Genomic DNA, 21,437 nt, shown 5'->3' on the forward strand with positions numbered 1-21,437 from the left:
CGCGAGCGCTAGCGGCTCAGGCCCGCCTTCTTGTCCGCCTGCTCGGCTTCCGCGCGGGGCTCCAGGTCCCACGTCACCTTCAGCTCCTGGCCCGACGGGTACTTCGGCCAGTTGGTGACCTTCACGCCCAGCACGCGCTCACGCGGGCGAACGTCCTCCTCGCCCGGCTCCACGATGGTGTCGCGCCACAGCTCGTCCACGCTGGGCTCCGGCGACTCGTCGGCGAACTTCACCGCCGCGTCCACCGCGCGCTTCTCCTCCTCCTCGATGGACTCGAAGTCCGCGTCGGAGAGGCCAAAGCCCTGCTTCATCGCGAACTCGCGCAGCTTCGGGATGGGGTCGTTGCGGCGCTCGTCCTCCACCTCCTGCTTGCTGCGGTAGTTCGCCGGGTCCGCCATCGAGTGGCCGCGGAAGCGGTACGTGTTCGCCTCCATCAGCACGGGGCCCTTGCCCGCGCGGCAGTACTCCGCGGCGTCCTTCACCGCTTCGTACATCTTGAGGACGTCCATGCCGTCCACCGCTTCGCCCCGCATGCCGTACGCGGAGGCGCGCTTGTGGATCTCCGGCACCGCGGACGTGCGCGCGATGGCCGTGCCCATGCCGTAGCGGTTGTTCTCGCAGATGTAGATGACCGGCAGCTTCCACTTCTGCGCCATGTTGAAGGTTTCGTGGAACGCGCCCTGGTTGGCGGCCGCGTCGCCGAAGAAGCACACCGTGACGCGGTCCTCGTTGCGGTAGCGCGCGGCGAAGGCCATGCCCGCCGCGAGCGGAATCTGCCCGCCGACGATGCCGTAGCCCCCGTAGAAGTGGTGCTCGATGTCGAAGATGTGCATCGAGCCGCCCTTGCCCTTGCTGTAGCCCGTGCCCCGGCCGAACAGCTCCGCCATGATCATCCCGGCGTCGCTGCCACGCGCCAGCGGCTGGCCGTGGTCGCGGTAGGCGGACAGCATGTAGTCATCCGGACGGATGGCCTCGTTGCAACCCACCGCCACGGCCTCCTGGCCGATGTAGAGGTGGCAGAAGCCGGCGATCTTTCCCAGCGTGTACTGCTGGCCGGCCCGCTCCTCGAAGCGCCGCAGGAGGTACATCTTCCGGTACATCGTCAACAACAGGTCCTTCGAGTACGCGCTGGCCACCGCGGCATGCCTCCGTCTGGGCCGCCCCTGGGGACCCGAGGGGGAAGGGCGGCGAACGCCGTGCGCCTCTTAGCGCGCGGCAAAGGGACTTCCAAAGCCTTTCAGAACCACTCTCCGCCACGCCTTTTTTCAGGCGCGGTGCGTCACGCCCTCCAAGTCAAAATGAGGCACGGATACAACGTCCTCCAAGAGTTCCACGGCGCGGCCCGAGTGGTCCGTGGCCAGGTGGATGACCGTCGCCTCAGGGAAGCGGTGACAGTAGTCATTGGCGTGTGTGGGTTCATTGTCGAACGCCGCCACCACCCGACCCATGCGGCCCAAACGCACATGCGCGTCGCGCTTGAAGGCGTCGTCGTTCTCCGCGAGCGTGGGCTTCATGATGAGCTGCACGCGCCCGTCCGCGCCGGGCGGTGTCACCATCCCGCAACGGGAGAGGCACGCCACGGTGCCCTCGCGCATCGCCTCGTGGCGGCCGGTGAGATAGACGAGCTGCGCGCCCGTGGCGGCCACCGCCTGCGTGAAGGCCGCCGCCCCTTCAATCGCCTCGTCGAAGACGCAGTAGGCGCTGGTGAAGAAGCGCTCCTGCCAGAAGGCCCGCGCGTCCGCGTAGAGCCGCTCCACGTCGGCGTCCGTCAGGCCGCACGCGCGCATGGCGGCGCGCATGTCCCAGCCGGTGTCCCAGTGACGGGGCTCGCACGCGGAGAGCAGGCTCAGGGCGCGCGCGTCGCCATACTCGCGCAGGATGCGCGCCTGACGGGGCCGGTTGTCGAAGAGCGTGGAGTCCAGGTCGAACGCCAGCACGGCCTGGGGGCCGAGCGAGCGGGCATTCACCAGGATGCCCCGGAGCGTGTCGCGCCAGTCCGGCCGCACGCGTTGCTTGAGATCTTCAAAAGCCATGGACGCCGGAAGATACATGCCCCCGGCGCGATGCTGGCCATCAAATCACGCGCCCGCGCGCCATGCGGCCGGCTGGAAGGGCACGGACCCTGCGGGCTCCGCTGCTTCCGGGGCCTGGAGGAAGTTCTGCATGCGCTGGATGCCGTTGCGGTCCAGCACCAGCCGGACCAGCTGCGCGGACTCCTTGCGCGCGCCGGCCTCCATCACCGTGAAGCGGAACACCAGGTCCACGGGGTAGCGCTTCGCGCCGCGGATGTGGCCCACGGAGAAGTCCCCCAGGTCCACGTACTCCAGCGCGAACTCCGGCTCGTCCATGTCGCGCAGGAAGCGCCCCACGTTGAGCCGGAGGATGTCCGTGACGCCGGTGAGGCCGCGCTCCGAGCGGGGCAAGAGGCGCGCGTCCAGCACGATGCGCTTCTGGTAGCGGATGACCGCCTCCGACAGCTCCCCCTGCGACACGGTGAGGAAGTCGTCGTGCTGCCGCAGGGACGACACCGCCTGGGGCACCTTCACCGCCGCACCGTAGTCCACCCGCTCCTCGCAGGTGCCGATGGCGCGCGCCGTGACGGGGTCCACCAGGTCCGTGGTGCGGTCGTACAGGTGCGTGGCGGCCACGCGGCTGAACATGCGCCGCAGCCCTTCCTTGATGCGGTCCTTCATCATGTAGCCGACCACGGCCACCAGGAAGAAGTTGAGGCTCACCTGCGTGAAGCGCACCTGCGCCCAGAGCGCCACCGACGTGGCGAAGGCCATGGCCACGCCCGCGGCGATGGCGAACAGCACCTCCTCCCAGCCCTGCCGGCGCTGGCGCCTGCGCGAGGACAGGAAGAGCACGTTCATGCAGAACTTCTTCAGGAAGCCCAGCCGCTGCATGTACTCCTCGTTGTCCCCGGTGGGACTGAGGACCGAGCGCAGCCGGTGCTCCTTGCGGTAGGACTCCTCGCGCAGCACCGCCTCCATCAAGCCCTTGCGCAGGGACAGCCACGGCCCGGAGCGGGGCAGCGGCTCCATGTCCGCCACCGCGCGGCGGAAGAACTGCTCCACCAGCAGGCTCACGTACTCATCCACGAGCCGCAGCGACGCGCGCGTCTTCTCCTGGAGCTTCGCCTCGCCCGTCGCGCGCAGCCACGCGCGGAAGCGCTCCAACACCGCGGGCACGGAGTCCCCCGCCGAGCGCACCACCGTCTCCAGGTCCGCGCGCCCCGCCTCGCCGGTCTTCGCGTCACAGCGCGTCTCCACCGTCGTGGCGAACCGGCGCAGCGCGCCCCGGAACACGCAGGAGAAGAGCTTCGCCTGGTAGACGACGTCCGCCTCCGGCGCCACCCCCGAGCGCTGCCACGCCTCCAGCTTCACGAGCGGCGAGCCCTCCGACGACAGCAGCTCTCCCAGCCCCATCACCGGCGTCTTGAAGCGCACGTAGTTGTGGATGTCCGCGTAGAAGTCCGCGCGGGGGTACGTCTCCGCGTCGATGTTCAGGCTCGACGGCAGGAAGAGGTAGGCCTCCACCAGGTAGCGAGTCTCGTCCGCGCCCGTGGGCTGGTACTCGAGCTTGATCTCAAACTGCTTGCGGTCGTGGACGTCGAACCGACTGTGGAGTGCTTCAGGGGCCTGGGACACGGACCGCAGTCTATGTCACAGGCCTGTCACACGGGAGTCACCCACACCGGAGGACGGGGGAGCGTCCGAGGACGCACACCCCGGCGCTCCGGAAGTGCTCAACCGTTGGTGCCCGTACGAGAAGACGCTTCCGCCACGGCGCCCGGGACGACAGCGCCCACGGGGAGCGGCGCGGCCTTGGGCTGGGGCTTCGCGTTCCACACGCGGGACGCCAGCACCAGGCCCACGACGGCCAGGGGCAGCATGGCCAGCGGCCAGGGCTTCCAGTTGGCGGGATCCTTCATCGCGTCGCCCGTGGGCAGGATGGCCCCATAGACGAGCGCGTGGATGGCGGTGCCCGCGTACACCGCGCCGTCGATGATGCCCACCACGATGCCCGCGTTCTTCTTGCCGCCGAAGTCCATGGTGGCCGTGCCGGACAGCATGCCGTGCACGCCGATGACGCACAGGGACATGAACACCACGGACCAGCCGGCGCCCTGGGTTCCCAGGAGGAACACCGCGCCCACGGCGCCCGCCAGCAGCCCCGCGTAGAGCACCGTGGACACGGGGCCCCGGCGCGAGTCGAAGAGCCGGTCGCTGATGACGCCCGCGAACATGCCGCCCAGGATGCCCGCGACACACGACAGCATGCCCCAGTTGGAGGCCACGAAGCCGCCGGACTCCCCCACCGCCTTGGCGTACTTGGGGAACCACTGCATCACCGCGTTGCGCAGGAAGCCGCTGCAGAACTCCACGCCCAGGATGATGAGGATGACGCGGTTGCTCAGCAGCTTCCCGAAGAGCTGGGGCACGCTGAGCGCCGGGCCCGTCTCTCCGCTGGACGCATCCTGCGTGTCGAAGTCCGGGTGGCCCGTCTCCCCTGGCGTGTCGCGGATGACGAAGAAGTCCACCCCCAGGAAGCCCACGAGCAGCGCCGCCGGCACGAAGAACACCCACCACACCGGGGCGGCGTCCGCGATGAAGCGGCACCAGTCGAACGCGAAGTACAGGCCCAGGGAGATGAGGATGCCGAACACGCCGCCCAGCTGGCCGCGCTCACGCACGTGGAACCACGACGCGTTCACCTTCACGATGGAGACCGCGCCGAAGCTCTGGAAGTACATGTTGACGCTGTAGAGGAACGCCAGCCACGCGACGACGCCGCCCGGGGGCGCCCAGCCGTTCTTCAGCACCGCGTACACGACGCCGCCCATCGCCACGTTGGCCACCGCGGAGCCGCCCGCGGACAGCAGGATGGTGAAGCGCCCGCCCAGCTTGTCCGTCAGCGGGCCGTTGAGGAGGAAGGCCACGCCGTAGGTGAGCGTCCCCCAGAAGAAGATGGTCGCGAAGTCCGCGTTGGACGTCTGCTGCCCCATGGCGCTGGTCGCCACGTTGAGGTTGTAGCGCCCCATGTAGAGGAACGCGTACGTGAGCCCCAGGGGGAACCAGTTGAAGAAGCGGCGGCGGCGGAACGCATCGGTGTGGCCCAGCTCCACGCGCGGCAGCCGCGAGAGCACCAGGCCAATGGCCCCGAGCAGGATGACGATGGGCAACAGCTGGGCCAGCCACGGGGGCAGCGACGACATGCGACGAACCTCGCCTGGAGGGGGGAACGAACGGGCCCGCACCCTACCCCGTCCGTCCTCACCCCGGAAACAGCAAGCGCCTCAGCCCAGCCGGGCGAGCAGCCGCGTGAGGGACACTTCCGTCTTCGCGTCCGCGATGTCACCGCGCCGGCACGCCTCCAGCACCGCCTGCACCGGCCGCCATTGCAGGTGGATGCCCTCCTCTAGAGGCGAGCCGTCCCCTTCCACCGCGCCCTGCTCGACGCCGGTGACGTCCACCGCGGCCGGGAAGACCTTCTCCGACAAGATGCCCGGCGCCAGGAAGAACGCGCCGCCCAACAGCTGGATGTCCTCCGGCCGCACCGCGTAGCCCGCCTCTTCCTTCACCTCTTCCGCCGCGCGGCGGCGAAGCCCCTCCTCGCCCTTGTCGGAAGGCTCCAGCAGCCCCGCGACGATTTCCTCCACGCGCAGATAACTCACCGCGTCGGGCACGGTCATGGACGCGGTCTGCTCCCGGCGGAAGTACGCCGCGGGGCGCAGGTTCATCCGCGTCAGGACTTCCACGGTTCCGTCTGACGCACGGCGGTAGACGAGCACGGACACCGCGTCCAGCCGTGGCCGGTCCACGACATCCACCCTGTACACCGGAGAGGAGGAACCGTCCGCGCGCCGGTTGCGGCAGCGCAGCCGCCGCACTCGGAGGAAGCCCTCATCACAACGCGCCGTGGCGGAGAAATCCTCGATGATCTCGATGTCAGTCACATTGGAACTGCTGGGACGCATGTCTGCCTGCTCTCCTGTTGCCGGGTACGTGGACCTGCCACGGCGGCGTTGCTTGCCCGTGCACCGTTGATCCCGTAGGTTGCGCCGTCCTCAAGTCGTCACTCCCTACGAATCACGGATCCGTCACGAATGTGTCGCGCACTGCTCGGCCTCCTCTGTGCCTGCGCCCTGGCCCTCGCCTCGTGCATGCCTGTGCTGGAAGGCCAGGATTACCACCTCGAAGGTCAGGAGGTGCGGCTTACCCTCCTCCATACCTCTGACATCCACTCGCGCCTCATCCCGTACGACTTCACGCCGCTGAAGACGGACCAGGACCTGGAGCTCATTCCGGAGGCCGGCCCGTTCGGAGGCGCCACGCGCATCGCGTCCATCCTCAAGCGCGAGCGCAAGAAGGGCGACCGCATCCTGCACCTGGACTCCGGTGACTGCTTCCAGGGCGCGCCCATCTTCAACGTGAACACGGGCGAGGCGGAGTTCCGCTTCCTCTCCGAGCAGCACCTGGACGCCGCGGTCGTGGGCAACCACGAGTTCGACGCGGGCGCGCTCAACTTCACCCAGAAGGCGCGCAACTTCGCCAACTTCCCGCTGCTGGCCGCCAACTACTACTGGGACGACCCGAAGACGACGGGCACCAACGGCACCGCCATGGTGACCAACCCCTACACCATCAAGACGGTGAAGGGCCTGCGGGTGGGCGTCATCGGCATGGCGAACATCTCCTCGCTCAACTCCATCGTGGAGGGTGGCAACAGCCTGCAGGTCACCCCGCTGGAGCAGAACGAGGCCGCGCGCGCCTACGTGGAGCTGCTGCGCCCGGTGACGGACCTCATCGTCATCGTCAGCCACCTGGGCCTCACCGAGGACCAGGACCTCATCCAGGGCTACGAGGCCTACTACGAGTACTCCCGCGCGAAGCCCTTCGTGGAGCGCGCGCATGACGCGTGGAAGGTGCTGGAGTGGTTCGGTCCGGAGGGCGACCCCAAGTCGGTGGTGCGCGTGCACATCGCGGGCGTCAACGGCATGGACGTGGTGCTGGGCGGCCACCTGCACGTGGTGCTCAACCCTCCCCAGCTCGTCACCGACCCCAGCGGCCGCAAGGTCGTGCTGTCCCACTCGGGCGCGTTCGCCAAGTACGTGGGCCGCCTGGAGCTGGTCGTGAAGATGCCGCAGCGCCTGGGCGAGGGCGAGGGCGCCGAGGTCATCAGCCAGGACTACCACGCGTTCCCGGTGGACGGCCTCTGGTGCAACGAGGCGATGCGCAAGTACCGCTTCGACAAGAGCATCTTCTGGGATCCGGGGAAGTTCATCGAGGCCCCGGGCGTGCGCGACGCCATCGCGGAGTGCGGCCGCCAGGAGGACTCGCGGACGACGGACCTGCTCATCCCGTACCTCCTGGGCATGGACGTGAAGCTGCAGCTGACGTCCATCTTCTCCTACGCCCCGCTGGACGTGCAGCGGCGCAACAACTCCAACGGCGGTGACTCCCCGCTGGGCAACATCGCCGCGGACTCCATGCGCAAGCGCAACCGCGTGGAAGCGGAGATGGCGCTCACCAACTCGCTGGGCATCCGCGACAACCTCTACGCGGGCGTCGTCACCCAGGAGTCGATGTTCAACGTGTTCCCGTTCGAGAACACCATCAACATCATGTACCTGTCCGGCGTGGAGATGCAGGAGATGTTCGACTTCGTCACCGAGCGCTCCGCCGAGCGCGGGTGCGTGAGCCAGGCGCAGATCTCCGGCGCCCGCTTCACCATGGACTGCGCCCAGGTGCAGCTCAACGACCTGCGCATCGCGTGCACGCCGGAGACGCTGAACACCGCGTGCCCCCAGACGGCCCGCGAGGGCCACGCGCCGTGGCAGTGCCTGGAGGACACCAGCGGTTCGCGCTGCTGGGCGCACCCTGGCATCGACATCCAGATCAACGGCCGGCCGCTGGACACCAACGGCACGTACAAGGTCGCGGTGAACGACTACATCGCCAAGGGCGGCTCCGGCTTCGCGGTGCTCAAGCGCAACACCACGCGCATCGAGACGGGCATCAGCCTGCGTGACTCGCTCATCGGCTACATGCAGGGCTTCTGCTCCTGCAAGGACCTGCTCGCGGGCAAGGAGACGTCCAGCAACGGCACGCGCTGCGGTTCGCTGGTGAACGGCCAGTGGACGGTGGACGACAAGACGCTGGGCTCCTGCCGCGTGTCCCAGGCGTTCGAGGACGCCATCAACAAGAAGGTGGGCAGCTGCTCCTGCCTGGACCTGCTCAAGCTGCCCGCGGACGCGGCCGGTCAGCAGGCGGCCCTGGACAAGTGCGGCGTGGCGAACCTGACGAAGGACCAGGTCGTCGCCGAGTGCGCGGTTCCCCAGGGCCCGTCCACCGGCCGGTGCAGCTGCCGCGACCTGCTGTCGGGGAGCAACCCCAGCTGCGGTACGGTGACCAGCCAGTTGCGGTCGTTCTGTGAGAAGCCCACTGCCATGCCCGTGGCGAGCGCCATCGAGGATGGCCGTATCGGGCGGAGGGTGAAGTAATGAAGCGACTCGTCCTGCTGTCCTCGCTGGCCCTCGCGGCTGGCTGTTACACGAAGGAGTCGGAGCTCACCACCGACGGGCTCAGCTCCTTCCGCGTGGAGGTCACCCGCATCGTCACCGGTGACTCGGCCGCCGCGCTCCTGCCGGTGGTGAACACCTGCGCCGCGAAGTACGGCAACGACCAGGCGGCGGTGCCGCCCGCGGTCCGTGGCACGGCCGACTGTCCCTACACCCTGCCCCGCACGGACGTGGACATCACCGTGTCCATCACCGCGCTGGACGGCAACGGCGGGGAGATGACGTCCTTCAACGGGCCGGTCTCCTTCCGCACCATCCCGGGCAACATCACCGGCGACTACAGCAAGCGCTGGGCGCAGCTCACCAACGGCAAGGGCACCGGCACCGTGCGCGTCGCCCACCTGTACGGTGAGACGCACATCTGGGTGCAGGACCAGCCCTTCACGCTGGACTACCAGGATGGCGGTGTCGTGGGCGACCTGACCCAGGTGCCCGAGGAGCCCGCCACCCGCACGTACGCGACGGGCCTGACGGCGGGCATCCGGTTCGAGGAGCCCAGCCTCGCCACCATCCAGCTGCCGGAGAACGGCTCGGAGACCAGCGTCTTCGTCAAGCAGTTCATGCGCGTGGGCCGCAACCCGGAGGCCGGCGAGCCGCTGACGCAGAACTGCGACGCGGCGGATCCGAACAACGGCAAGCAGATGATGCTGCTCGTCACGGGCACGGACTCCAGCGGCTTCTACGTCACGGACATGACGGCCTGCCGCGTGCTGGAGAAGAACGTGCCGGGCGCGAACATCCAGACCCCGGAGCCGGACGGCTACAACCCGGGCCGCTTCAACAGCATCTACATCTACAACTACTCCTTCCCGGAAGGCCTGGACTCGGGCGACCTGCTCTGGACGTTGTCCGGCACGGTGGCGGAGTTCACCAACACCACGCAGATGAGCTTCCCCGCCTGGACGCTGCGCGAGAACGTGCGCCTGCTGCCCCAGAGCGAGTGGAACAAGTACCTGTCCCAGGTGCCCCCGGTGGAGGTCAACGGCCGGCTGTGCGGCTTCAGCGGCTCGCCCTACCTGGACGACCTCCTGTGCGGCTACAGCTACAGGAACTTCAAGATGGAGAGCCTGGAGTCGTCGCTGGTGAAGCTGCGCCGGGTGAAGTTCCCCCGCGTGTTCCGCAACTGCGACGCCAACGGCAACAACGACCTGCCCATGTTCTGCCCGGTCGGCAGCGGCACGGCGCGCAGCTGGCAGAACTGCTTCGAGGAGCCGCCGGATGATCCGGACCTGCCGGAGCGCCAGTGCGTCATCGACTGCACGCTGGGCATCGGTGAGTACGCGGGCACCATCTGCGCGGAGAAGACGACGTACACGAGCTTCGGCCAGTTCGTGGTGGAGATGAACGCCACGGGCCCGGAGGCCGCGGGTCTGGACGAGTCCGTCCCCTCGCGCATCGCCAGCGTCACCGTGGGCACCACCTCCGTCACCCCCGCCAAGGCACAGGCCCAGGGCACGCGCGTCAACCTCTACTGCACCCAGCCGGTGCGCGCGCGCTTCGGCCCGGCCGGAGTGACGGTGGACCAGACGGGCACGCTCATCGCCGCGAACACGCGCTTCGAGTACACGCTCACGGGCTCCGAGGTGACGGTCGCGCTGGTGCGTGACAGCACGGCCACGGCCAACGCCACCTGCAAGATCGCCCCGGACTCACGCACCCGCATCAGCCTGCAGATCAAGGACGCGATTCCGGACCTGAATCCGGACTGCAGTGAAACCGACGCCGACGCGGCGAGGGCCCTCCAGTGCAAGCAGCTGCACGCGGCCACCTTCGACGTCGTGGGTCACCTGAAGCACGTGGGCCCCGCACGGCCCCGCTGGAACGTGTTGCCCCGCGATCAGGACGACATGTGCTGCTACCCCGGGCCCGGCATGCAGTGCCCGAAGCCCATCAAGCCTTGCCCGTAGTCATTCATTCTTAGCTAGACGCATCGCGCCCCGGTGGATTCCGGGGCGCAGGGAGGAGCGGTCTCCCCCGGACCGCTTCCTGGAGGGACATTGAAAACGTTGCAGACGCTGGCCTTGACGGGCCTGACAGCCCTTTCCGCGCCCGCTTGGGCCGGGGACTTCGTGGACACCCGTTTGTCGTTCGTCTTCGCGGACGACAACGTGTTGGCAGGCGCGGGAGAGACCACTCCCAACAGCCCCAACGCACGCTTTGGCGCGGGCAACCAGAACACGCAGTTCTACGACAACTTCAACACCAAGTTCTCCGGCTTCGAGTCGCTGTCGAACGTGGTGCTCTACAAGCGCATGCCGGCCTTCTTCGAAGGCCTCACCACCGAGGCGGCCCTCACGCTGCTGGTGTTGGAGCGGCCTTCTGGCGGCGTCGACATCCTGGACAACTCCAGCTACGTGCGACTGAACTATCAGCCGCCCGGCTGGGGTGAGAAGGAAGGCATTTCGCTCACCGGCTTCCCGGTGTCCGCGGACCGCTTCCGTCTGGGATATGCGTACCGCATCTCCTGGGGCGGCAGCCCCATCTTCACCAACCGCGCCTCCGCGGCGGGCGTGCCGGGCGCCAAGCTCCAGCTGACGCGCGACCGCTGGTACGCGTACGTGGGCGGCAAGACGGCCCTGGTGCTCAACGACCTCATCCTGGAGCAGGAGACGCTCTACGGCGTGATGGCCGGCGCGGGCTGGGACATCCTGGAGACGCTGCGCGTGGAGGCCGGCGGCGGCTACTTCCAGAAGGGCATCGTCCCGGGCCTGGCGAACCAGAGCATCGAGGCGCCCGTCAACTCGGCGGGCGTGTCCGGGCAGATCGTCTACCACGTGGGTGTGCCGGTGGGCACGAGCGTGGACTTCCGGCTCTACAAGAACGACCCGGAAATCTACCAGCGCTTCTTCGCGCCGGAGCAGTACCCGGGCGGCCTGTCCTACTCGGTGTCGCTGGAGGGCAGCTACCTCACGCAGACGCTGCAGGATCCGGACAAGTTCGGCGCCACCAAGCCCCAGGGCGCCACGGCCGTCGCCCTCCAGGCGCGCGCGAAGTACAACCAGATGCGCTTCAACGTGCTGGCGCTCTACCGCAGCCTGTCCTTCATCCAGTTCGACGTGCCGGGCTTCCCCCCGTTCCAGGACTTCCCGACGGGCACGGTCCTGAAGCCGGAGATGTTCCTGGCGCTGGGCGCGGACTACAACCTGCCGGGCCTGCACCTGACGCCGGGCTTCATCGTCGGCGTGCAGCAGCCGGCGTCGTTCCGCAGCCCGGTGCCGCTCATTGGCGGCAGCAACCCGCCCCCCAGCCTCACCGGCACGCGCACGGTGGTGGTGCGTGACGCCAACCAGCTGAGCATCCTGCCCAGCACCTGCGGTGGCTCCGGCGCCTGCGAGGCGCAGCCCATCATCTCCGCCAAGGCCACCTTCCGGTGGGACCTGTCGGAGACGGTCGCGGCGGTGGGCGAGGTCTACTACACCTACGACACCAACCGGACCACGTTCGAGGACGACGTGACGGGCATCGCCCAGCCGAACTTCGAGAAGCCGCACGCGCTGGGCTTCAACACCCTGCTGCAGGCGCGCTTCTAGGCCCTGCTGCTTCCGGTGTCATTCGCGGGGCCCGCCGTGCGGTACGGCGGGCCCTTCGTGTTTCCGCGGGTTCGCTAGAAGGCGGACGTCATCCGCACCACCTCGTCGAAGGCGGTGAGGCCCTGGGCCAGCTTACGCACGGCGGCCTCGCGCAGGGTGCGCATGCCGGTGCGGCGCGCGGCATGCACCAGCTGCTCGTACGGCGCCTCGCGGGCGATGAGCTCCCGCATCTCCCGGGTGGTGGAGACGATCTCGAAGACGCCCGTCCGGCCGGAGTAGCCCGTGCCGCGGCACCGCACGCACCCGGCCCCCTTCGACAGCCGGACCCCGCCGGGCAACAGCGGCAGGGGGGCCTGGAGGGCGAGCAGCTCGTCCGGAGTGAGCACCGCCTCCTCCGAGCAGTGCACGCAGATGCGCCGGAGCAGGCGCTGGGCCATGACGCCCAGCAGGCTCTGCGCCAGGAGGAAGGCGGGCACGCCCAGGTCCTTCATGCGCGCCACCGCGCCCAGCGCGTCGTTGGTGTGCAGCGTGGAGAGCACCAGGTGTCCGGTGAGCGCGGCCTGGAGCGCGTTCTCCGCGGTCTCCGCGTCGCGGATCTCGCCCACCATGATGACGTCCGGGTCCTGGCGCAGGATGTGGCGCAGCGCCCCCGCGAAGTCCAGGCCCACCTTGGGCTGCACCTGCACCTGGTTGAAGGTGTCCCACACCATTTCGATGGGGTCTTCCACCGTGGTGACGTTGACGTCCGGGCCCGCCACCGCCTTGAGCGCGGAGTAGAGCGTCGTCGTCTTGCCGCTGCCCGTGGGGCCCGTCACCAGGATGAGGCCGTGGGGTTGATCGATCCACGACTCGAAGTGGCCCTTCTCGTCCGGCTCGAAGCCCAGCTGGGCGATGTCCTGCACCAGCGTCTCCGGGTCGAAGATGCGGATGACCACCTTCTCGCCGAAGGCGGTGGGCAGCGTGGACACGCGCAACTCCACCTCGCGGCCGTCGCGCTCCGTCTTGATGCGGCCGTCCTGGGGGCGGCGCTTCTCGGAGATGTCGATGCGCGCCAGCATCTTCACGCGCGACACGACGGGCGGATGCACCTGCGCGGGCAGCGTATAGACCGGGTGCAGCACCCCGTCGATGCGCAGCCGCACCACCGCGGTGGCGCGCTTGGGTTCGATGTGGATGTCCGACGCGCGGTTGTCGAAGGCGTAGCGCAGGAGGTAGTCCACCGCCTGCACCACCGGCCGGTCGGACGCCTCCAGCTCCTGGGTGCCGCTGAGCGACACCAGCTGTTCGAAGTTGGCCAGCTGCGACTGCGAGCCGCTGAAGTCGTCCGCGGCCTGCGCCAGCGTCTTCTTGAAGCCGTAGATGTCCGCGATGGAGCGGAGGATGTCCGTCTTCGCCGACAGCACCGGCTCCACCGGCTCGCCGGTGAGCCGGTGGAAGCTCTCGAAGAGCTCCCGGTCGAAGGGGTTGGCCACCGCCACGCGCAGCCGCCCCTGTTCGGTCCGCTCCAGGGGCAGCAGCACGTGCTTCTGCGCGTAGGGCCGGGACACCGTGCGGGTGGCCAGGGCCATGTCCATCTTCAGCGGATCCAGCTTGCGGTAGGCCAGCCCCGCGGCGCGCGCGGCGGCCTCCGTGACGCGGTCCTCATCCAGCACGCCCCGCCCGCCCGGCGCGGGGATCTGGAAGGCGGCGACCACCTCCACGGGCGACACGTCGTAGCGGGCCGCGTCCTTGCCCGTCCCTCCCTGCGCCTTGAGGATGCGGGCCCGTGCCGCGGGCTCGCGCGCCAGGACCTCCTGCGCCTGCGGTGAGGTCAGCAGGCGCTGGGACACCAAGGCCTCCAGGAGGAAGCCAAGGGTGAAGTCCGCGCCGCTGCGTGACGGGCCGCTGCCTCCTGAAGCTGTCGCCTGGGTCAACCGTTCCTCCTTCTTCGAGTGGCCAGGAACAACAGCCCGAGTCCCACGAGGAATGCCGCCGAAGCCGGGGTGCTCTCACAGCCGCAGCCGCCCGGCCCGTTCGTCGGGTCACCCGACCCGGCGTCCACGGGAGGCGGAGGCGGCGTGCCGCCATCACCGCAGAGGGCGCACGTGCCACCATCCGTCTGGGCATAGGGGTCGTAGCACTTGCCGCCGTTGCCGCAGAACAGGCCATTGGGGCAGTCCTGGTTGGTGCGGCAGGGCGCCAGGCAGGCGGTGCCCTCCGAGAACGGGACGCACTGGAGCGGCGAGGCGCAGGTGCCAGCGCCGCAGTCATGGAGACAGAAGCGGTCGCTCCCGGTGCCCGCGGGGCGGCAGGTGTTGCCAGGGCTGCACGTGCAGGTGGCCACCGAGCAGGGCTCCGCGCAGACGCCCTGCGGGTTGCCATTGATCTTCAGGCACTGCTGGTTGGTGCCGCACTCCGAATCCTGGAGGCACGGGTCGCCGACGTTGCGCGTGCCCGTCTTCTGCTGGACGCAGGCGTGGTCACACGAGCGGCAGGCGTAGTTGCCGCCACAGTCGTTGCTGGTGGCGCAGTCCGCGACGCACACGTCCCCGCCCTGGTCGGGCAGCGTCGTGCACGTATATCCCTGGCGACAGTCGCCCGTCCCCGGACGGCAGTTCTTCAGACAGCGCTTGCCCACGGAGCCCACGGTCGCGCAGGTGGACCCGCCCGGGCAGTCCGCGTTGGCCACGCAGGACTCGGTGCAGTAGCCGTTCTTCCACGCCGGGAAGGCCGTGGTCTTGTCCGCGTCCGTGAGGCAGCGCGAGTCCGCCGCGCCGCACTGGCTGGCGCTGGTGCAGGGGTTGCCCACCTTCGTCCCCGTCCCGAAGGCCTCCGGCAGACAGGCGAACTGCGAGCCCGGCACCAGGCCGGACGCGCGGCACTGGTAGGGCGCGGGGCAGAAGCCCGGCGTCCCGTCCGGGCAGCCCTTGGAGCAGATCTTCAGCGTGGCGCCGCTGGTCGTGGACTGGGTGGTGACGCAGGTGAGCCCCGCGCCGCACGCGGTGGTGTCACACGGCGAGCCCACCGCGCCCGTCTGGGGGTAGTGCTTGCAGAGGGCTCCCTTGTCATAGGACGTCAGGGTGCGCCGCTGGATGCCACGGTCCAGCGAGAAGTACATCACCGCTTCCGTGTAGAAGTACGTGCTGCCCAGGCCCAGGCAGTGGCCCACTTCGCGCATCACCGCCGTCTGCAGGTCGATGAAGCCCGCCGGCGTGGGGCTGAGCGTGGTGAACTTGTAGCTCACGGCGTTGAGGAAGATGTCGCACTGGTAGACGTAGCCGCCGTGACGCAGGGGCACGGCCTCCGCCACGCTGTCGCCCGCGTTGAGCACGTCCTTGAACTCCGTGCTGTTCGGGTCGGTGACGAAGACCGCCGCGACGCTGAAGCCGTCCAGGCGGTCGTTCACGTCGGGGATGGGGACGATGGTGGAGCGGCCCTTGTAGGTGAAGGCGGGCCAGGCGCAGTCCACGTCCTGCCAGGCCTGGAAGGCCTTCTTCACCGCGTCTTCGACCAGGGACAAATCATTGTCCGCGGGCCGGCTGTTCCGCGCGTCCAGGTAGTACGGGAACGGGTCCTGGCTGTTGTTGAGCACCCACTGGTCCAGGAACTGGTAGTCCTCCTGCGACTGCGCGTGCGCTGTCGCGGCCAGCGCCAGCAGTCCAAGAAGGAAGACACTCCGCTGCAACCCACGATTCATCACCCGCACCTCGTCGCGTGACGTCCGCAGGGGGCACCGGCCTGGCACCCGGAACGTCACCGGGCGGACAGTCTACCCGTGAACGGCGCGGACCGTGGCATCCACCAGCGCTTCGGGCGTGGGGCGCTCCGCGACCGCGGCCACGGGGATGCCCAACTGGGTCAGCGCCGTCGCCGTGGTGGGGCCAATGGCCACCGCCTTCGCGGAGGCCAGCGGCTCGCGGCCCACGCCCTCCACGAAGGCCTCCGCGGTGCGCGGCGAGGCGAAGAGCACCACCTGCGGCGGCGCCTCGGAGAGCTGGGACAGATCCCCGGGCTCGAGGGTGACGGGCGTGGAGCGGTAGGCCGTCACGCGCGTCACGCGCACGCCCAGGTCGCGCAAGCCGTCCTCCAGCTCGCGCCGCCCCTCCTCCGCCGACGGGAGGAGCACGTCGTCGTCCGGCCCCAGCACGTCGCGCAGCGCGATGAACAGGGCCGCGCCCGTGCCCTCGTTGGGTTCGGCCTCCACCTTCAGGCCGTAGCCCTCCAGGGCCCGCGCGGTGCGAGGCCCCACGGCGGCCAGCTTCACGCGAGACAGCCGATCCAACGTGCCCGCGAGCCGCAGGGCCTCCAGGAAGGCCTCCACCGCCGAAGGGCTGGCGAACACCACCCAGTGGTAGCGCTGCACGTGCTCGGCGGCGGACGCGAGCGGGCGCGGATCCTCCGGCGGGCGGAGCTCCAGCAAGGGCAGGCTGAGGACGTCCGCGCCCTCGTCCTCCAGCAGGAAGCACAGCTCCTCGGCCCGCTCACGGGGGCGCGTCACCAATACTCGGATGCCATCCAGTCGCCGGTCCACGGGCCGGCACTCTAGGCGCGGGACGCGCCGTCGCGGCGGCCGAAATCGCGCAGGATGTCCCCGGCCCCGCGAGACAGCAGCTCGTCCGCGAGCGCCTCGCCCAGCCGCTCCGCCTCCGGAACGGGGCCCTTCACCTCGCCCCGCACGACGCGTGAACCGTCAGGCCGGCCCACCAGTCCGCGCAGGTGCACCTGTCCGTCCACCACCGTGGCATGGCCGGCCAGGGGCACGGTGCAGCCGCCCTCCAGCTTCGCCAGGAAGGCGCGCTCGGCGCGCACGGCGCCGCGCGTGGTGAGGTCCTCCAGCGGTGCGAGCAGCGCGCGCACCTCCGCGTCCGCCTCCCGGCACTGGATGGCCAGCACGCCCTGCCCCACCGCCGGCATGCTGTCCGCCACCGGCACCACCTGGGTGATGTGGTGGTCCAGGCCCAGGCGCTTGAGGCCCGCCGCGGCGAGCATCGCCCCGGCGAGCTTCAGCTCCCGCGTCCGCTGGAGGCGCGTCTGCACGTTGCCTCGCAGGGAGACGATCTCCAGGTCCGGGCGGCGCGCGCGCAGGATGCAGCTGCGGCGCAGCGAGGACGTGCCCACCTTCGCGCCTGGCGGGAGCAGCTCCAGCGTGTGGCCGTCCGGGCTGCAGAACGCGTCGCGGGGGTCCTCGCGCGTCGGCACCGCCGCGAGGATCAACCCCTCCGGGAACACCGACGTCATGTCCTTGAGGCTGTGCACCGCCACGTCCGCGCGGCCATCCAGCAGGGCCTGCTCAATCTCCTTCACGAACAGCCCCTTGCCGCCCACCGCGGACAGCGGCGCGGACAGGAAGCGGTCGCCCTCGGTGGTCATCTCCACCAGCGACACCTCCAGCCCGGGGTTGTGCTGGGTGAGCAGCGACGCCACGTGACGCGCCTGCCAGAGCGCCAGGGGGCTCTGCCGCGTCGCGATCCTCACGGCCTTCATCGTCGGCTCCCATGGGCCACCGCGTTGTTCAGCTCATTCGTCGAGGGCACGGACTCCAGCTCCGGAGCGATGGCGGCGGCCTCCGCTTCGGTGAGGCCGAACAGCTCCGCGGCGGCGCCGGCCAGGCGGTTGCCCTCGCCCTGGGGGCCCACGGCGCGCAGGCGCGCGGTGGGCTCATGCAGCAGCTTGTTCACGATGGCGCGTCCCATGGCTTCGATGCTCTTGCGTTGCTTGTCGGTGAGCCCGTCACCCAGGCCCTGCAGCGTGCGCTCCACCTCCGCGCGGGCGATGGCCTCCGCGCGCTGGCGCAGGCGGGCCAGCACGGGCATGCCGTCGCGCAGCGCGCGCTCGCGGGCGAAGCGCGCCACCTCCTGCGCCACCAGCCCGCCCGCCTTGTGCGCCTCTTCCGCGCGCGCGGCGGTGTTGTCCGCGACGAACTTCTGGATGTCGTCCACGTCGTACGCGTGCACCCAGTCCAGGGTGCCCACCGCCGGGTCGATGTCGCGCGGCACCGCGAGGTCCACCATGAACAGCGGCCGTCCCTTGCGCGCCTTGCCCAGCGCCCCCACGTTGTCGCGCGTGAAGAGCGGCACGGGCGACGCGGTGCTCGTCACCACCACGTCCGCGGACGCCAGCAGCGCGAAGAGCTCCTCGAAGGGCCGCGCGACGCCCCCCACCTCCGCCACCAGCGCCTCCGCGCGGGCCAGCGTGCGGTTGGTCACGATGAGCCTCCCGGCGCCCGCGTTCTTCAGGTGCCGCGCCGCCAGCTCGCCCATCTCCCCCGCGCCCACCACCAGCACCGTCTTGTCCTTGAGCCCGTCGAAGACCTTGCTCGCCAGCTGCACCGCCGCGGACGCCATGGACGTGGCCGCCCTCCCCACCGCCGTCTCCGTGCGAACGCGCTTGGCGCAGCCGAACGCCGCCGCGCACGCGCGCGTCAGCTCGCCGCGCACCGCGCCCGCGCCCTGGCCGCGCTCGAAGGCGTCCTTCACCTGGCCCAGGATCTGCGCCTCGCCCAGCACCATGGAGTCCAGGCTGGAGGCCACCCGGAAGAGGTGCACGAGCGCCGCCTCGCCCTGGTGTTCGTACAGGTGCTCCAGCGCCTCCGCCCCGCCCAGCGTGCGCAGCGTCTCCCGCGCGCGCTCCCGCGCCTGCTCCGCGCTGGGGGCCACCAGGTACACCTCCACGCGGTTGCAGGTGGACACCCAGAGCGCCTCCACGGGCGCCTGCGCCAGCCGACGCAACACGTCCGTCTGCTGGGCTTCGGGCAATGCCAGCCGCTCCCGGACGCCCAGGGGCGCGGTGCGGTGGGACACGCCGATACAGATGAATTCCATGGCTACGGCATCCCCGGGCCAGCGGCGGACAGGTCGTAGGACGACAGGAAGGAGACCAACACCAGGCAGAAGCCGGCCATGGTGAGCAGCGCCACGCGCCGGCCGCGCCAGCCGGCGAAGATGCGGGCGTTGACGAGCGCGGCGAAGACGCCCCACGCGACGAACGTGGCCACGTGCTTGGCCTCCAGCGCCCACGTCAGGCCACGCGCTGTCGTGGTGAACAGCGCCCCGGTGGCCAGCGTGAGCGACAGCGCGATGAAGCCCCACACCACCAACCGCCGGTTGAGCGTGTCCAAAAACTCCAGCGAAGGCAGCCGCGAGAAGAGCAGCCCGAAGTGCTTCGTCTTCACCTGCCGCTCCATCAGCAGGTACATGACGCCCACCCCGGCCGCCACCCCGAACGCCGTCATGCCCAGGAGCGCGATGGTGACATGCACCGGCAGCAGCGGCTGGCGCATGGCGTCCGGCAGCGGCGCGGACCCTCCGTGCAGCAGCATGCCCACGAGCAGCACCGCCACCGCCAGCGGCGTGAGGAACGCGCCGATGACCGGCTTGCGGTAGCGCACATCCAGGGCCAGGAAGAGCGCCAGCAGCAGGAAGGCGAAGGTGGACATGCCCTGCGCGGGCCCCACCAGCCGGCCCCCCTGCGCGCCCAGCATCTCGATGAGGGCCACGCAGTGCATCAGCAGGCCGGTCCCCACCAGCACGCGGCCGGAGACGGCGAGCACCTGGGATTGGCGGACCAGGAAGGCGAGGTAGACGAGCGCGGCCAACCCGTAGGCGTGGCAGGCGAGCGAGACGAGCGTATGGCTCATGGCGGCAGGCTCATAACCCCGGCCGAGGAGACATTCAGTCCACCCTCAGCCCATTTTATTGAGAATGAAGGCCGCCAGCAGGTCGGTCTCCGAATTGGGCTTCCGCTCCGGGGCGGGCGCACCCACCTCCGCCACATAGCCCGGAACGACCTCGTAGGCGGAGTCCCCCACCAGGATGGAGTCGGCCATCTGTTCGGCCCCCAGCCGGGCGAGCTGTTCCTCCGTCTTCACCCGCGAGACCAGCTGGTGGGTGTCCTCCCCCGACACCAGCTGCACGACATGGACCGCGGGCGACAGCGGCCAGTCGCCCCCTCCCTCGGCGGCGACCACCAGGCGGCCTTCGCGCAGGTCTGCTTTGTCGGCCAGTGCCCACTCCTCGAGCTGGGCCTGGGACAGGAAGAGCTTCGTCACGGGTTCCATCCTACACCAGCATCCTGGCCGGAGGGCTGGTGAAATGGGGGTGCAACGCCCAGCGGGAATCCGCATCCGTTTCCTCGAAACGGCCCGGGTTCCATGCTCTGGAATCCCCTTGTAGTGGGCGCGGGACCCCGGCATGAGCCCCGCTGAAGCAGAAACACCAAGGAGACGAAATGGCTGGCGACGTGATCAACATCGGAGATTCGGATTTCGAGCAGCAGGTGCTGGCCTCGCAGGAGCCCGTGCTCGTGGACTTCTGGGCCACCTGGTGCGCCCCCTGCCGGGCCATCGCCCCCTCCGTCGAGGCGCTGTCCACGCAGTACAAGGGCCAGGTGCGCTTCGCGAAGCTCAACATCGACGACAACCAGGACACGCCCCAGAAGTACGGCATCCGCTCCATCCCCACCCTGCTGCTCTTCAAGGGCGGCAAGGTCGTGGAGCAGATCGTCGGGGCCGTGCCGAAGTCGCGCATCGAAGACGCGGTCAAGAAGGCGCTCTAGTCTCCAGCGCCCCCGGTGACGGCCCGCCCAACCGCGGGCCCCGTCCCCCCACGTCCCCTCCCACGGATGACGCGCCTGGTCTTCAACCGCCAGGATTCGCGCTCGGTGAGAGGGGACGCTTCGCTTGATGCTCCCCAACCAGACACCCGGCCGTGACACCCCCCGCGTTCGATATGTCTGTAGAAAGACAACTCACCGCGACGGTAAGGGCTTTCACGTACCGGGTACTGGAAGCCCCCCGAGGGAGACGTTTCTCTCCGCTTGAGACAAACGCCTTGCTGGTCCGGATGGACGATCCTCCCGTCATGTTTTGTTCAACAGCCATTGAAATTGCATTACGAGTCAAACACGACCCCAATATGTCTTGTTGACAGAGTTCGCCACACCAGACAGAAGTCGCGAGTACACGCCTGTCTTGATTGGCGAGTTTCAATAGGAGTTTTCATGGCACGCCTTCGCAAAGAATTGACCTCGCAAGCGCCGCTGACCCCTGCCCTGACGTCTTGGGCGGAGGCATTGGGCGACGCCATCGGCCGCGGCATGCTGCGCGCGCTGAACACGGGGATGCCGGGAATGGGAAGTGTGACGCCGTCGCCGGGCAATGGCTCGATGATGGCGGGCCGCCGCCGGGGACGTCCCCCCAAGACGGTGGCGGGCGGCCCGGTGCCCATGGACCGCCGCTGCACCGTGAATGGCTGCACCCGGGAGCAGCGCTCCAAGGGCCTGTGCTCCGCGCACTACCAGGCCGAGCGCCGCCGGCAGATCGCCACCGGCAAGCCGGCCTGAGCAGG

General features: G+C 69.4%; 17 protein-coding genes. 5 read left to right on the plus strand and 12 right to left on the minus strand.

The genetic code is table 11. The annotated features are described in order from the left end of the window. Positions 1–8 precede the first annotated feature (8 nt). From pdhA to FOF48_RS14665, 5 genes are all read right to left on the minus strand, one after another. Entirely contained in the window at positions 9–1,136 is a 1,128-nt protein-coding gene (gene pdhA / locus FOF48_RS14645; protein WP_143901916.1) for a pyruvate dehydrogenase (acetyl-transferring) E1 component subunit alpha, read from the minus strand. Between the two features lie 129 nt (positions 1,137–1,265). Further along, positions 1,266–2,033, minus strand: coding sequence for a hypothetical protein (locus tag FOF48_RS14650; protein ID WP_143901918.1), 768 nt, complete (start codon positions 2,031–2,033; stop codon positions 1,266–1,268). Positions 2,034–2,078: 45 nt separating this feature from the next. Then, a complete protein-coding gene (locus FOF48_RS14655) occupies positions 2,079–3,650 on the minus strand; it encodes a hypothetical protein (RefSeq protein WP_143901920.1) in 1,572 nt (523 codons plus the stop codon). Positions 3,651–3,748: 98 nt separating this feature from the next. Then, positions 3,749–5,218, minus strand: a complete 1,470-nt coding sequence (locus FOF48_RS14660) for an MFS transporter (protein WP_143901922.1) — start codon at positions 5,216–5,218, stop codon at positions 3,749–3,751. 81 nt (positions 5,219–5,299) lie between these two features. Then, positions 5,300–5,980: an NUDIX hydrolase gene (locus FOF48_RS14665; RefSeq protein WP_143901924.1), complete on the minus strand. Its 681-nt coding sequence runs from the start codon at positions 5,978–5,980 to the stop codon at positions 5,300–5,302. A gap of 231 nt (positions 5,981–6,211) precedes the next feature. Between FOF48_RS14665 and FOF48_RS14670 the strand changes: the two genes are divergently transcribed. The 3 genes from FOF48_RS14670 to FOF48_RS14680 all read left to right on the plus strand — a co-directional run bounded on the left by FOF48_RS14670 (position 6,212) and on the right by FOF48_RS14680 (position 12,114). Then, entirely contained in the window at positions 6,212–8,506 is a 2,295-nt protein-coding gene (locus FOF48_RS14670) for a bifunctional UDP-sugar hydrolase/5'-nucleotidase (RefSeq protein ID WP_255442175.1), read from the plus strand. Further along, positions 8,506–10,491, plus strand: a complete 1,986-nt coding sequence (locus tag FOF48_RS14675) for a hypothetical protein (RefSeq protein WP_143901928.1) — start codon at positions 8,506–8,508, stop codon at positions 10,489–10,491. Before FOF48_RS14670 ends, FOF48_RS14675 begins: the two co-directional genes overlap by 1 nt. Positions 10,492–10,581: 90 nt before the next feature. After that, the gene (locus tag FOF48_RS14680) at positions 10,582–12,114 is read left to right on the plus strand and encodes a hypothetical protein (protein WP_186001908.1); all 1,533 of its coding nucleotides are present in this window, start codon (positions 10,582–10,584) and stop codon (positions 12,112–12,114) included. A gap of 74 nt (positions 12,115–12,188) precedes the next feature. On the opposite strand, the gene FOF48_RS14685 is transcribed toward FOF48_RS14680, so the two are convergent. From FOF48_RS14685 to FOF48_RS14715, 7 genes are all read right to left on the minus strand, one after another. Beyond that, a complete protein-coding gene (locus FOF48_RS14685; protein ID WP_143901930.1) occupies positions 12,189–14,027 on the minus strand; it encodes a GspE/PulE family protein in 1,839 nt (612 codons plus the stop codon). Beyond that, complete coding sequence (locus tag FOF48_RS14690) at positions 14,024–15,790, minus strand: MYXO-CTERM sorting domain-containing protein (protein WP_143901932.1); 1,767 nt, start codon at positions 15,788–15,790, stop codon at positions 14,024–14,026. The genes FOF48_RS14685 and FOF48_RS14690 overlap by 4 nt, the downstream gene beginning before the upstream one ends. A 72-nt stretch (positions 15,791–15,862) precedes the next feature. Further along, positions 15,863–16,624, minus strand: coding sequence for a uroporphyrinogen-III synthase (locus tag FOF48_RS14695; protein ID WP_143901934.1), 762 nt, complete (start codon positions 16,622–16,624; stop codon positions 15,863–15,865). Between the two features lie 11 nt (positions 16,625–16,635). After that, positions 16,636–17,577, minus strand: a complete 942-nt coding sequence (hemC, locus tag FOF48_RS14700; protein ID WP_143901935.1) for a hydroxymethylbilane synthase — start codon at positions 17,575–17,577, stop codon at positions 16,636–16,638. Further along, entirely contained in the window at positions 17,574–18,914 is a 1,341-nt protein-coding gene (gene hemA / locus FOF48_RS14705; RefSeq protein WP_255442176.1) for a glutamyl-tRNA reductase, read from the minus strand. Before hemA ends, hemC begins: the two co-directional genes overlap by 4 nt. A gap of 2 nt (positions 18,915–18,916) precedes the next feature. Continuing rightward, positions 18,917–19,729: an inner membrane protein YpjD gene (locus FOF48_RS14710; RefSeq protein ID WP_143901937.1), complete on the minus strand. Its 813-nt coding sequence runs from the start codon at positions 19,727–19,729 to the stop codon at positions 18,917–18,919. Between the two features lie 45 nt (positions 19,730–19,774). Then, the gene (locus tag FOF48_RS14715; protein ID WP_235685672.1) at positions 19,775–20,149 is read right to left on the minus strand and encodes a hypothetical protein; all 375 of its coding nucleotides are present in this window, start codon (positions 20,147–20,149) and stop codon (positions 19,775–19,777) included. A gap of 170 nt (positions 20,150–20,319) precedes the next feature. On the opposite strand from FOF48_RS14715, the gene trxA reads away from it, so the two are divergent. Both trxA and FOF48_RS14725 read left to right on the plus strand, forming a co-directional pair. Further along, on the plus strand, positions 20,320–20,646 hold the full coding sequence (trxA, locus tag FOF48_RS14720; RefSeq protein WP_143901941.1) for a thioredoxin: 327 nt from the start codon (positions 20,320–20,322) through the stop codon (positions 20,644–20,646). A gap of 444 nt (positions 20,647–21,090) precedes the next feature. Further along, entirely contained in the window at positions 21,091–21,432 is a 342-nt protein-coding gene (locus FOF48_RS14725; RefSeq protein ID WP_143901943.1) for a hypothetical protein, read from the plus strand. The last annotated feature ends 5 nt before the right edge of the window (positions 21,433–21,437 follow it).

It is taken from the genome of Corallococcus sp. Z5C101001 (assembly GCF_007352635.1).
GTDB lineage: Bacteria > Myxococcota > Myxococcia > Myxococcales > Myxococcaceae > Corallococcus > Corallococcus silvisoli.

Coding starts and splice junctions, on each gene's coding strand:
- FOF48_RS14650 (WP_143901918.1), bottom strand. CDS start 2,033: ATGGCTTTTGAAGATCTCAAGCAACGCGTGCGGCCGGACTGGCGCGAC.
- FOF48_RS14660 (WP_143901922.1), bottom strand. CDS start 5,218: ATGTCGTCGCTGCCCCCGTGGCTGGCCCAGCTGTTGCCCATCGTCATC.
- FOF48_RS14665 (WP_143901924.1), bottom strand. CDS start 5,980: ATGCGTCCCAGCAGTTCCAATGTGACTGACATCGAGATCATCGAGGAT.
- FOF48_RS14675 (WP_143901928.1), top strand. CDS start 8,506: ATGAAGCGACTCGTCCTGCTGTCCTCGCTGGCCCTCGCGGCTGGCTGT.
- FOF48_RS14690 (WP_143901932.1), bottom strand. CDS start 15,790: ATGAATCGTGGGTTGCAGCGGAGTGTCTTCCTTCTTGGACTGCTGGCG.
- hemC (WP_143901935.1), bottom strand. CDS start 17,577: ATGAAGGCCGTGAGGATCGCGACGCGGCAGAGCCCCCTGGCGCTCTGG.
- hemA (WP_255442176.1), bottom strand. CDS start 18,914: ATGGAATTCATCTGTATCGGCGTGTCCCACCGCACCGCGCCCCTGGGC.
- FOF48_RS14710 (WP_143901937.1), bottom strand. CDS start 19,729: ATGAGCCATACGCTCGTCTCGCTCGCCTGCCACGCCTACGGGTTGGCC.
- FOF48_RS14715 (WP_235685672.1), bottom strand. CDS start 20,149: ATGGAACCCGTGACGAAGCTCTTCCTGTCCCAGGCCCAGCTCGAGGAG.
- trxA (WP_143901941.1), top strand. CDS start 20,320: ATGGCTGGCGACGTGATCAACATCGGAGATTCGGATTTCGAGCAGCAG.
- FOF48_RS14725 (WP_143901943.1), top strand. CDS start 21,091: ATGGCACGCCTTCGCAAAGAATTGACCTCGCAAGCGCCGCTGACCCCT.